The sequence below is a fragment of the Clostridium thermobutyricum genome (genome assembly GCF_000371465.1).
Classification (GTDB): Bacteria; Bacillota; Clostridia; order Clostridiales; family Clostridiaceae; genus Clostridium; species Clostridium thermobutyricum.
Genome location: NZ_KB850956.1, coordinates 267,273 through 279,368, shown reverse-complemented (window position 1 = coordinate 279,368; position 12,096 = coordinate 267,273). Strand labels below are relative to the sequence as shown.

General features: G+C 24.4%; 12 protein-coding genes. 4 read left to right on the top strand and 8 right to left on the bottom strand.

Annotation, left to right across the window (positions count from 1 at the left end; translation table 11 throughout):
* Nucleotides 1–131 precede the first annotated feature (131 nt).
* The 3 genes from HMPREF1092_RS01215 to HMPREF1092_RS01205 all read right to left on the bottom strand — a co-directional run bounded on the left by HMPREF1092_RS01215 (nucleotide 132) and on the right by HMPREF1092_RS01205 (nucleotide 1,797).
* The gene (locus HMPREF1092_RS01215; protein ID WP_002596758.1) at nucleotides 132–821 is read right to left on the bottom strand and encodes a hypothetical protein; all 690 of its coding nucleotides are present in this window, start codon (nucleotides 819–821) and stop codon (nucleotides 132–134) included.
* 129 nt (nucleotides 822–950) lie between these two features.
* Nucleotides 951–1,346, bottom strand: a complete 396-nt coding sequence (locus tag HMPREF1092_RS01210) for an HsmA family protein (RefSeq protein WP_002596757.1) — start codon at nucleotides 1,344–1,346, stop codon at nucleotides 951–953.
* Nucleotide 1,347: 1 nt separating this feature from the next.
* Nucleotides 1,348–1,797, bottom strand: coding sequence for a MarR family winged helix-turn-helix transcriptional regulator (locus tag HMPREF1092_RS01205; RefSeq protein ID WP_002596756.1), 450 nt, complete (start codon nucleotides 1,795–1,797; stop codon nucleotides 1,348–1,350).
* A 363-nt stretch (nucleotides 1,798–2,160) separates the two neighbouring features.
* Here HMPREF1092_RS01205 and HMPREF1092_RS16360 point away from each other — a divergent pair, with 363 nt between their 5' ends.
* Nucleotides 2,161–4,605 (top strand): SH3 domain-containing protein, encoded by a 2,445-nt coding sequence (locus HMPREF1092_RS16360; protein WP_002596755.1) that lies wholly within the window; start codon nucleotides 2,161–2,163, stop codon nucleotides 4,603–4,605.
* Between the two features lie 107 nt (nucleotides 4,606–4,712).
* On the opposite strand, the gene HMPREF1092_RS01195 is transcribed toward HMPREF1092_RS16360, so the two are convergent.
* From HMPREF1092_RS01195 to HMPREF1092_RS01185, 4 genes are read right to left on the bottom strand one after another with little or no spacing between them, the layout of a single operon-like run.
* On the bottom strand, nucleotides 4,713–5,252 hold the full coding sequence (locus HMPREF1092_RS01195; protein ID WP_002596754.1) for a hypothetical protein: 540 nt from the start codon (nucleotides 5,250–5,252) through the stop codon (nucleotides 4,713–4,715).
* Between the two features lie 39 nt (nucleotides 5,253–5,291).
* The gene (locus tag HMPREF1092_RS17045) at nucleotides 5,292–5,432 is read right to left on the bottom strand and encodes a hypothetical protein (protein WP_002596753.1); all 141 of its coding nucleotides are present in this window, start codon (nucleotides 5,430–5,432) and stop codon (nucleotides 5,292–5,294) included.
* Nucleotides 5,433–5,488: 56 nt separating this feature from the next.
* The gene (locus tag HMPREF1092_RS01190; RefSeq protein WP_002596752.1) at nucleotides 5,489–6,157 is read right to left on the bottom strand and encodes a replication initiation protein; all 669 of its coding nucleotides are present in this window, start codon (nucleotides 6,155–6,157) and stop codon (nucleotides 5,489–5,491) included.
* A gap of 51 nt (nucleotides 6,158–6,208) precedes the next feature.
* Nucleotides 6,209–7,393: an MFS transporter gene (locus HMPREF1092_RS01185; RefSeq protein WP_002596751.1), complete on the bottom strand. Its 1,185-nt coding sequence runs from the start codon at nucleotides 7,391–7,393 to the stop codon at nucleotides 6,209–6,211.
* 234 nt (nucleotides 7,394–7,627) lie between these two features.
* Here HMPREF1092_RS01185 and HMPREF1092_RS01180 point away from each other — a divergent pair, with 234 nt between their 5' ends.
* Nucleotides 7,628–9,250 carry an amidohydrolase gene (locus tag HMPREF1092_RS01180; RefSeq protein WP_002596750.1) on the top strand — a complete coding sequence of 541 codons (1,623 nt, stop codon included), beginning with the start codon at nucleotides 7,628–7,630 and terminating at the stop codon, nucleotides 9,248–9,250.
* A gap of 132 nt (nucleotides 9,251–9,382) precedes the next feature.
* Here the strand turns inward: HMPREF1092_RS01180 and HMPREF1092_RS01175 are convergent, their stop codons facing one another.
* Entirely contained in the window at nucleotides 9,383–9,781 is a 399-nt protein-coding gene (locus HMPREF1092_RS01175) for a hypothetical protein (RefSeq protein WP_002596749.1), read from the bottom strand.
* Nucleotides 9,782–10,415: 634 nt separating this feature from the next.
* On the opposite strand from HMPREF1092_RS01175, the gene HMPREF1092_RS01170 reads away from it, so the two are divergent.
* On the top strand, nucleotides 10,416–11,165 hold the full coding sequence (locus tag HMPREF1092_RS01170) for a DeoR/GlpR family DNA-binding transcription regulator (protein ID WP_002596747.1): 750 nt from the start codon (nucleotides 10,416–10,418) through the stop codon (nucleotides 11,163–11,165).
* The gene (gene pfkB / locus HMPREF1092_RS01165; RefSeq protein ID WP_002596746.1) at nucleotides 11,162–12,073 is read left to right on the top strand and encodes a 1-phosphofructokinase; all 912 of its coding nucleotides are present in this window, start codon (nucleotides 11,162–11,164) and stop codon (nucleotides 12,071–12,073) included. Before HMPREF1092_RS01170 ends, pfkB begins: the two co-directional genes overlap by 4 nt.
* Nucleotides 12,074–12,096 lie beyond the last annotated feature (23 nt).

Sequence of the window (12,096 nt, the reverse complement as noted above, 5' to 3'; positions counted from 1 at the left end):
ATTTTTTATACCAATATACAGTTATTTTATTATGTATATATCATATTAAATTCTGTTTTACTAAATTGTTTTTGATAAACTAACAATTTATAAAAACAGAATTTTATTTTTAATAAAAACTTTCTATATAATTATCCTTTCTGAATAGTTTTTATATCTATCTCTACTGCTTCACCAGCATTTTTAACTATAATAGTTCTAAATATCTTTTCTAGTTCCTCTCTACTAAATTCTTTTAAATATCTACTTATATAAAATAGATTATTAGTTCTATAAATTCCTAAACTCTTATCTTCAAACGTTTCTTCAAAATATTCTCCATAATCTTTATACTTTTTATTGTATTGCTCAAAAGTTCCTATATTCTCTAACCCTTTTATTAAATTATATCTACATTTTGCACTATTAGGTTTTACCTTAATAAGCATTATCTCTTTGTTCTTATTTATAGTTTTATATCTGTTTTGACCTAAAACTAATATATTTATATCATGATTTAATTTTACATTTATCTTATGAATTATTTTTTCCTTATCAATTCCATATTCATCTCTTGCACCAAATAATTGAAGAATTTTTTCAGTACAGCTTGGTCCTGTTCCGCCATAACCACAATTTGTATCAAACCAAACTTCATTTCCTTCTTCATCTTTTATTATAAAATTATAATAAGCTTTATCTATTCCAAAGTCCTGATAATAAGGAGTTTTTTCTGAATAAAATGCTGTAAATTCTTTTAATTCTCCTACTTTTCCTAATATATTTTTTGCAAACTCATATGAATCATAACATCCTGTTTTACCTGATAAATACTTCATCATGTTCACCCCCTAGTAAATAATATTTATGACTAAATAAATTTATGCATAAATTTTATTTTGTAATGTAGACTTTTAATAAATTTTATAATAAAAAAGCCTTGCAAATTTAATTGCAAGACTCTCTTTATATTAAGAATGCATTCCTATATACATTCCTATAAAGTAAGGTATTAACCAAATTACCCAAACTACTATACTAAATTTATGGAAAACTCTTTTTGCTTTTTCGCTTCCTTTATTATAAACCCAAGTTGCCCATATAGCATGTATAAGCATCAATATTATTGCAAGCATTCCTGTTGTTTGATGAATTAAAAGCTCTGTTGGAGTTGTAACTTTATCAGTTCCTGAAGAAGCTATCATACTCATTGTAGTTGTACCTAATGTATCACATATAAGACCTAACCAAAATATAATTACATGCTTTTTCTTTAATGTTTTTGATAAAAATTCCCCCCATACACCTATTGTATAAAATACTAATGCTAATGTAATAAAAATTATTGCTGGTAATAATAGTTTCATATTATTCACTCTCCTTAATCTTTTGTATAAAACTTAATAAATTTTCTTTTGTTTCTTCTAATTGTTCTATATCTATATCTTTAAATATTTTATTAAATCCTCTATTAAAATTAACCATTACTTTTTTCGCTAACTCTATTCCTTCTTCTGTAAAATTTATATAAGTATTTCTCTTATCATTTTCATATTTAATCTTTCTTATATAATTTTGCTTTTCCATCCTATTTAAAATTCCTGAAACAGTACCTTTACTTAAACTCATACTTGTACATATTTCTGATACAGTCATTTCACCTTTATGCCCTAAATGTTTTAGTATAATTATTTGTTGAGGTGTTAACTTTTCATCTCTTAGTTCATTTAAAATAGCACTATAAATTTTTGAATCTATTTCTTTTATAATCATTGCTATTTCAAATCCTATATTATTCTTTTTATTATGCTCATACATAATTTTCACTTCCACTCTTTTAACTTAAATTTTATATAATATATTTTTTAAATATAATTATGTAAATGCAATATAGTTTGTATGCAAACTATATTTTTATAATATCATAATATTTTCTATTGTCAATTTATATAAAACTACTTAAAGCCTAGTTATATTGCTATTTATAAATATATCTATATACAATTTAACTAATTATTAAAATTTTATTTACTTTAAGTTTTAATTTTTTCATATTTTATTATTTGTTCCATTTTATTCTAAATTAACATAATTTTAATAACTAGCTTCTAAGTTCGAAATATTTATATATTATAATTTATTTTAATTATTAAATTAACATTATTAAAAAGGAGATTTATAATGAATAAAAGAAAAATAACAAAACTTATTTTCCTAGCTGGTGTGGCTGTTTCAACCATAAGTGCTGCTCCAACTATTATTTCACATGCAAACACTCTTAATAATATAAATATATATAATCAAGAACAATCAAATGTTCATTTACAAAAAGCTGTTATAACTAGAAGAGTAGCTATTATGAATAATGGAAAAATTGTAGGTTATGCTAATGCTTATGATATGGCTGTAATTCAAAGTCATAATGGGAACACTTATAATGTAGTTACTGAATTCGGATTAATTGGAACTGTAAATAAAAATGATTTATTAATTGTACAAAATGATGAACAAGATAAATTAATTACCCTTAATGAACAAGAACATGTAATTCATGTTACTACTGATTTACATCTAAGAAGTGAAGCTTCAGCAAATTCTCCAATTATAACTAATTTAAAAGAAGGAACTAATTTAAATGTTATTGGAAGACAAGGTCAATGGCTGAAAGTTAATGTAAATGGCTACACTGGTTTTGTTTTTGGAGATTTTGTTCAAAATGGATTTGTAAACACATCAACTAAAAATTTCCAACAATCAAATCAAAAAATAGATTCAACAACAAATAGCTCAAAAGGACAAATAGTAAATCCTAAAGTAAAAATAACTCCTTCATATAATTCTAATCAATCTCAACCTGGAGTTATTCAACAATCTCCAAATGTTAAAACTGAAATAAATTCTACTACTAATAATCCTATTCCAATTATAAAACCTGAAGTTAATCCTGATACTCATAAATTTACTCCAGAAGTAAAACCTGAGGTTAAACCTGAGTCTCATAAAACTTCTCCTGAAGTAAAACCTGAAGTTAATCCTGATACTCACAAAACTTCTCCTGAAGTGAAACCTGAAGTTAATCCTGATACTCACAAAACTTCTCCTGAAGTAAAACCTGAAGTTAAGCCTGATACTCACAAAACTTCTCCTGAGGTTAAACCTGAAGTTAAACCTGAGTCTCATAAAACTTCTCCTGAAGTTAAACCTGATACTCATAAATCTACTCCAGAAGTAAAACCTGAAGTTAAGCCTGAGTCTCACAAAACTTCTCCTGAAGTTAAACCTGAAGTTAAGCCTGAGTCTCACAAAACTTCTCCTGAAGCAAAACCTGAAGTTAAGCCTGATACTCACAAAACTTCTCCAGAAATAAAACCTGAAGTTAAGCCTGAGTCTCATAAAACTTCTCCAGAAGTAAAGCCTGAAGTTAAACCTGAGTCTCATAAAACTTCTCCTGAAGTAAAACCTGAAGTTAAACCCGAGTCTCACAAAACTTCTCCAGAAGTAAAGCCTGAAGTTAAACCTGATACTCACAAAACGTCTCCTGAAGTAAAGCCTGAAGTTAAACCAGTTAATAATATTCCAAAGGTAATGCCTGGACAAATAATACCAACTTATTCTGCTGTTGTTATTCCAAATACAGCTACAGTAAGAAGTGCACCTTCTACTAATCCTTCTTATGAATCTATTTTAGGAATTGTAAAAAAAGGTGATATTGTTCAAGTAATTAGTAGAATTAATGGATGGTATGAAATAGAATTTGGAGGAAGTGTAGGATATATTAGACCTGATTTCGTAAATACTAATGGAGCTAATATTCCAACTGCAAAATCAGTTGCAAATAAAGCAAATACTATTACAGTAAATGCTAATTATCCAAATACAATGAAAAAATATGTAGCTGGTGAATTAAAAGAACTTAATGCAATTTATGGAAATAAATTAACAAAATCACAACTTGAATCTTATTCTAAACAATTAAGTACAGCTATAAATCCTAAAGCAGCTGATACAATGTTTGAATTTTTAGAAATTAATAAATTTAGAAATGTTAATGTTGATGAACTTAATGCAGCTTTAGAAAATATGGGAGTATTTAAAGGACAAGGACAAGCATTCGTAAATGCTGCAAAGAAATATGGAATGGATCCTATATACCTTTTATCACAATCAATATTAGAAACTAATCATGGACATAGTAATTTTGCTAATGGTATAACTATTGATTCAATACAACATATTACAAAAAATAAAGAAGGTAAAATCATAAAAATTACTAATGAAAAACTTTCAAAACCTGTAACAGTTTATAATTTCTTTGGAATAGGAGCTTATAATTCTGATCCTAATTATGCATTAACTTATGCTTACAATCATGGATGGTTTACTCCTGCAGATGCAATTGAAGGTGGAGCTAAAATGCTACATGATGATTATTTATATAATGAAGTTAAACAAGTTACTCCATATGAAATAAGATATATAAATGGAACTAATGACCAAATGTGGCATCAATATTCTAGTGATATACAATATGCTCAAACACTTGGAGAATTAATAAAACAATATAGCTATCTTTATAATTCAAATGATACATTTACATTTGGAATTCCTAAATTTCAACAAAGCTAATAATAAAATATATTTTTATTATTCATAGATTAAATTTTTCAAATAAAATAGTTCTTAAATATAAAAAGACATCATATTTATTAAAACTAATATGATGTCTTTTTATTTTATTCTACGCTATATAAAGTATTTTTATATGTATTAAAATCTCCTTTTGGACTACTTATTAACTCTTGTAATTCTTTAATATTATTATATTTAATTACTGTAGAGTTATACTCAACTTCATTTTTCACATTCATTGAATCTAATTGATTTTTTATAGTTAATAGTTTTTCTCTTATACTTGGCAATATTTCTGAATTATTATAATATGCAACTACAACTTTTGCTGCTTCTAATCCATCATTATACACTTCTTTACTATATTCTTTAGTGTTTTCTAAAAAAGTATCATATTTTATATTAGAAATAATAGCCATATCACTTTTAGTTATAGATTTTTTATCTATAGTATTTTGCCAAATAGTTATAATATTATTTCCTATATTAATAAGTTCATTATCAATTTTTACAAGCTCTGAATTTATATAATCTAAACTAATATTTATTTCACTGCTTTTCAGACTTTTTCGTCCAGTACAATAACCTATCCCTAAAAATAAAATTATAATTATAATTAGAATTCCTAGTATTTTTTTAATCATATTAATTCCTCCTTATTTAAAATAATAAATAAGGACGCATTATTCACTTCTATTAAATGTTACATTTATAACTCTTATTTCATTTGAATTATCACTAACACTTCTCCTACCTGAGCAATATCCCATTGCTATCAAAATAATAATTATTAATAATATGACTCCTAGTATCTTTTTAATCATAATGAAGCCTCCTTTAATTTATATTTATAAATTTAGTATGCTTCACTATAATACTTTTACTCTAAATTCTTATGAACTATTATATAAAGTCCAATAATTTTCTTATCTTCTTTTTTCTCTTCAAATTCAAAATGTATATCTGTTTTATTATTTATTTCATTTTGTGTATATAAAATCGCTTTCCTCTTAAAATCAGCATATAATTTATATGCACTATCAATCTTTAAAAGATATTTCAGATATTCTATTGAGATATAATACCTTTTCCCATCTTCTAGATTTTTTAAAATCTCATATACTTGCCATGAATATTTTCCTTTTAATTTTGAAACTTCAAAATTTAATCTCTCTTGGAACACTTTCTTAAGTTTAAAATATAAACCATCAATAGAATTATTAAACTTAAAAGTTACTATTTTATGATCTAAATCATAAGAAATAAAGGAAAATATATTTATTACATATTCTTTTCTTTCATTATGTAAAGAAACTTCTAATAACTGACCATTTATTAATTTAAATATTTTTATTATCTCTTTATCTGTTAACCCTAAACATTCAGTTAATGTTTTAAAAAATATTGTAACTTCTTTATCTAAATTATTTTCATCTACTGCTGCTATAAATAATCCTATCATCTTTTTTTGCTCATTACTAAATAAATTAACTGGTTTTATACTCATATCAGGTATATTTATTACTTCACATTTATCAAAATTACTCATAGTCTTCTCCTTTAAGATTTATAACTTAATTATACAATAGTAATTTAAACTTTAAACTCCAACTTTTTTCTCATTAGACATGATAAGTGTAGTACAAGTGAACATAATTCCTATAACTAAAATAATAATTAAAGCTATTATTAAGTGATTTGAAAATAACAATCCTGAAATAGTAGCTCCTAAAAAACTTCCTAAATAAGAGCATCCATTTGCTATTCCATTAACTAATCCTCTAAATTTATTATCTACAAAATCATTTATTACTGTTGGTATTAAAGCTGTTACAACTGTATAAGCTCCAAAAACTAATATACTTTCTATTAATAATAAAAGTAAATTTCTACTTTCAGTTAATAACAATAATCCTGCTATAATTGTTCCAATTCCCGCTAAAAATGCAACTCTTTTTATATGACCTTTTTTAATAAACTTTGTTGAAACTCTCATTATAACTATTGATATTAATATTGCAGGTGTTAAAACCTTCCACATAGAATCTAATCCAATTGATAGCTTTAAATATTCAGGTATTAAAAAGAAAGAAGCAATTCCTATATAATTTGCTGAGAAAGCTATTATTAAATAAGAAATAAATTTTTTATCTTTAAAAATCTTTTTCAAATAAATTCCTTTACCTTCTATTTTTTCTTTTTTTGTATTTTCAACTACATCTGATTTCACAAAAAATAAAACAAATAAAAATACTAAAGAAACTATTATTGTTGAAGCTAAATATAAAGTCTTTACTGAAATAAATTTTATTAATACTGGTCCTCCACCTAATGCTATTGCTGATGCTAGTCCCACAACCACTCCAACTAAACTTATTGAATCTGCTCTTTCTTCTGGTGGAACGCTTTTAGATAACCAAGAATAAGCAGCTGATGTTATAGCACCTGAACCTTGAAGAGCTCTAGATAACACATAAACATATGCGTTATTTGATATAAATGATAAAAATAATCCACAAATAAGCATTCCAAGTCCTATTAAAACAACTTTTTTTCCACCTATCTTATCATATAAATTTCCAAAAGGAACTTGACAAAATCCTTGTGTTAAATTAAAAATTCCTAAAGCTATTCCTCCAAGCACTAGAGAACCAAAAAGTAAAGTTTGAGCATAATAAGCTACAAAAGGTGTAACTATGTTCATTGCAAGTTGTCTACTTCCTAATGCTAATGCTATTACAATTACTAAAATCAAATTTTCTTTTTTTATTTTTGATTTACTCATGTTAATCACCTCAAATATGACCTATTTTTATATTAGTCATATTACTCTTTAAATATGACCTTTTCAATAAAAAGTCATATTTGTTATTTAAAAATTCATATATAAAAATTTTTTATTTTATTTATTTAAATATTTTAAGTAATTTCGTTAAAATAAATTTATTTGACTTAATTCATTACATTTATTGCTATAATATATTTAAAAAGTAAATTTTATTTAGATAGGAGGTTTATTATGGAAAGAATAATTTACTATAATGGTACTATTTTGACTATAGATGATAAATCATCTATTTTTGAAGCATTATTAATAGAAGATGGTATTATAAAGGAACTTGGATCTTCTAATGAAATTTTAAAACTAAAAGATTCTAATACTGATCTTGTTGATTTAAAAGGAAATACTATAATGCCTTCATTTATAGATTCTCACAGTCATATAACTAGTTATGCTCAAACATTAAGACTTGTTAATTTATATAATTGTACTAGCTTTGAAGATATCTTTAATACTTTAAAAAACTTTATTGATAAAAATAATTTAAAAGAAGATGAATGGATAACTGGATTTAATTATGACCATGAAAGATTAAGAGAAAAAGAACACCCAACTAAACTTTTGCTTGATAAATTATCTAAAACTAACCCAATAATATTAAGTCATATTTCTGGACATATGGGTGTTATTAATTCTATTGGATTAAATCTATTTAACATAACAAAAGATTCTATAAACCCTGATGGTGGAGAAATTATTAAGTTTAAAGATTCAAATGAACCTACTGGACTTTTAAAGGAAAATGCTTTTATTCAAAACACTTTTAAAATTCCTGTTCCTTCTGTTTCAGATTTATCAGATTTACTTGTTAAGGCTCAAGAAGATTATTTAAAATTTGGAATAACGACTTGCCAAGATGGATTTACGAGAAAAGAAGAATTTGAAATATTAGATTATTCATCTAAAAATAAGAAACTTAAAATGGATATCGTAAGTTTTATTGATATAAAAAATAATAAAAAGATTTATGATGAAAATAAAGAAACTTATGTTAAAGGTTATATAAACAATTTTAGAATTGGTGGATATAAGATGTTCTTAGATGGATCTCCTCAAGGAAGAACAGCTTGGATGTTAACACCTTATAAAGATATTAATAATCCTGATAAAAATAGCGAAGAATTTGGTATTGGAACTCTTACAGATGAGGAAGTATCAAATTTTATAGAACAAGCTTTAAATGATAATGCACAAATTTTATCTCATTGTAATGGAGATGCTGCTGCAAAACAATTAATTTATTCATTTAAAAAAGTATTAAATGAAAGAAATGAATCCTTTACTTCAACATTACCTGTTATGGTACATGCTCAATTAGTTAGAGATTCTCAACTTAAAGATATGAAAGAAATTGGAATGATTCCATCTTTCTTTACAGCACATTCTTATTTTTGGGGTGATATACACATTAAAAATTTTGGATTAGAAAGAGCTTCTAAAATAAGTCCTGCTAAATCTGCTTTAAATATAGACTTAACTTTCACTTTCCATCAAGACACTCCTGTACTTATGCCTGATATGTTTAGAACTATTTGGTGTTCAGTAAATAGAATAACTTTAAATGGAGTAACTATTGGAGAAGATGAAAAAATTTCTGTTCTAGATTCTATAAAAGCAGTTACAATTAATGCTGCAAAACAATATTTTGAAGATGATAAAAAAGGTTCATTAGAAAAAGGTAAATTTGCAGATATGATTATTATTGATAAAAATCCATTTGAAATAAATCCTATAGATTTATATAAAATTAAAATCCTTGAAACTATAAAATCTGGTGAAGTTTTATATAAAGCAGACTAAACTTTAATTACTGAAATTTTTCTATTTTTATATACTTATAATAACTTATTTTAAATTAATAGAACCCTGAATTTTTCTTTAAGATAACTATCTATATTCTTTAGATATATCTTAGTAAATTCAGGGTTCTTACTACACGAACTTTTTCTTTGAGTTCTTAAATATTCCTTGTATGAAATTTTCTACTGACATTGATATTCTTTCAAATGCATTATGCTTAACTGCTTTTTCATCTATTTCAAAAACTTTTTCTACAACTCTTGAATCTCCAATTGTATTGTATTCATTACAAAGATTTTTTAATCTTTCATATTTTTTTCTTGAAAAATTCTTCATTAAGCTAACTGAATATCTTTCAATATATTCACCTAATCCTTCATTTTTTCTTCTTATAACTTCTTTACCATTATCAATTACAAATGAATAGCTCATCTCTAATTCTTTCTCTAAATTTCTAATCATAGTTTTATCACCATTTAAAACTAATAATTCCATTAAATTTTGTTGAATTTCCTTTGCATTATCTCTCATTTTACTATCCCTCCAGAAACATTTTTTCTCTCTTATTAATTTAATTATATTCTCTATTTTTTTAATAAAATTTATAAATTGAATACAAACTTCTTACAAATTAATGACAATATTTTTTTATATAAAAATTTTTATTTTTTGTAAATGTTAACACAAAAAAATCTTGATATATCAATGAACTTCTCTTAAAAATTCATTAATAATATCAAGATTTATTATTTTTCTATTTATATTTTATTTTAACAAGTTTTTTTCTCTTCATTATTATTTGAATCATTTTTTTCTTTTTTATTATTTGGTATTTCATAATCAAAAGAAATTACCCTTCTTTTAACTCCATTAGTGCTCATAAAAATCACGCCCCTCTTAAAATTTAGCAACTATATATTCTATTTATTTATCGTACTTTTTATTCCTAAATTTAATATTTTTTAAAAATATTATTATATAAATCCCAACTTTTATAATAAAAAATAAATTTTTCTAATTAAAATATCATTATATAAAAGATTAATCTATATATATTTTAATCTTTTTTGATTATTTATAATTATTTTTGATTATTTCTGATTGTAAATGATTATTTTTTAAGTTATACTTATATCATAAGATCTCACTAAAGGAGTTATAAATTATGTTAACAGAAGAAAGATATAGTTTAATTTTAGATTTATTAAAAGAAAAAGAACTTATAAAGTTTGAAGAATTATCTTCTAAACTAGAGGCTTCTGACTCTACTATAAGAAGAGATTTATCAATACTAGAAGAAAGAGGATTATTAGAAAGATTTCATGGTGGTGCTAAAGCAATTTCTTCAAAACGTAAAGAATTAAGTTACAAAGAAAAGCTTTCTAAACACACTGATGAAAAAAATATATTAGCAAAATATGCTTCAGAATTAATAAATGATGGTGATTGTATCTTTATTGATGCAGGAACAACAACATATGAAATAATAAAATATTTAGCAAATAAAAATGTCTTTGTAGTTACTAATGGTTTAAATCATATAAATGCTCTAGTTGAAAATAACATTGATTGCTATATGATAGGTGGAAATGTAAAGCTTACTACAAAAGCTATTATAGGAAGTCACGCATTAAACTGTTTAAATAAATTTAAATTTGATAAATCCTTCATTGGAACTAATGGAGTAGATTTAGAATCTGGCTTTACAACTCCTGATTGTGAAGAAGCAAGCATAAAAGAATGTGCAATAAACAATTCAAAAAAAGCTTTTATTCTAGCTGATTCATCAAAATTTGGTTATGTAAGCTTTGTAAAATTTGCTAAGCTAAGTGATTGCTCTATAATTACTAATAAAAATTCTGATTTAGATAAATATAAAGAAATTACAGATGTAAGGATGGTGAATAAAAAATGATATATACACTAACTTTAAATCCATCTATTGATTATATAATTTCTCTTAATTCTGTTGAATTAGGAAAAGTTAATAGATGCACTAAAACTTTTAAATTTCCTGGTGGAAAAGGAATAAATGTTTCAAGAGTTTTGAAAAATTCAGGTACTGATAGTGTAGCTTTAGGCTTCGTAGGAGGATTTACTGGTGAATTTATAAACTTAACATTAAATAATTTAGGAATTCATACAGACTTTATAAAAGTAAAAGAAGATTCTAGGATAAATGTAAAAATAAAATCTGTTGATGAAACTGATATAAATGCAGATGGTCCTTATATAGAAAAGGAAGCACTAAATTTACTTTTAGATAAATTAAATAAGCTTAAAGATGATGACATCTTAGTTTTAGCTGGAAAGATTCAAAGCTCTCTTCCAAATAATCTCTATTCTAAAATTCAAGAGATAGTAAATAAAAACAATGTAAAAGTTGTAGTAGATACATCTGGAAAAGCCTTATTAGAATCTGTTAAAAAGAAACCTTTTTTAATAAAACCAAATAATTTTGAAATTGAAGAAGCTTTTAATATAAAAATTAAAGATAAAAATGAACTTATAGATTATGGTAAAAAGCTAAATACAATGGGTTCTGAAAATGTAATAATTTCATTGGCTGGAGATGGAGCATTATTAATAAATAATTCTGGTGTATTCTTTGGCAATGCTCCTAAAGGCGAAGTAAAAAATTCAGTAGGTGCTGGTGATTCTTTAGTGGCTGGTTTTTTACATGAATACTCAAAATCTAAAAATATTTTAGATTCTTTTAAAAGAGGAATTGCAACTGGAAGTGCTAGTGCATTTTCATTAGACCTTTGTGATAATAACTTTGTTTTAGAACTATTACCACAAATTAAATTGAAAAAATTATAATTATTCTTCATATTAATTTAAAT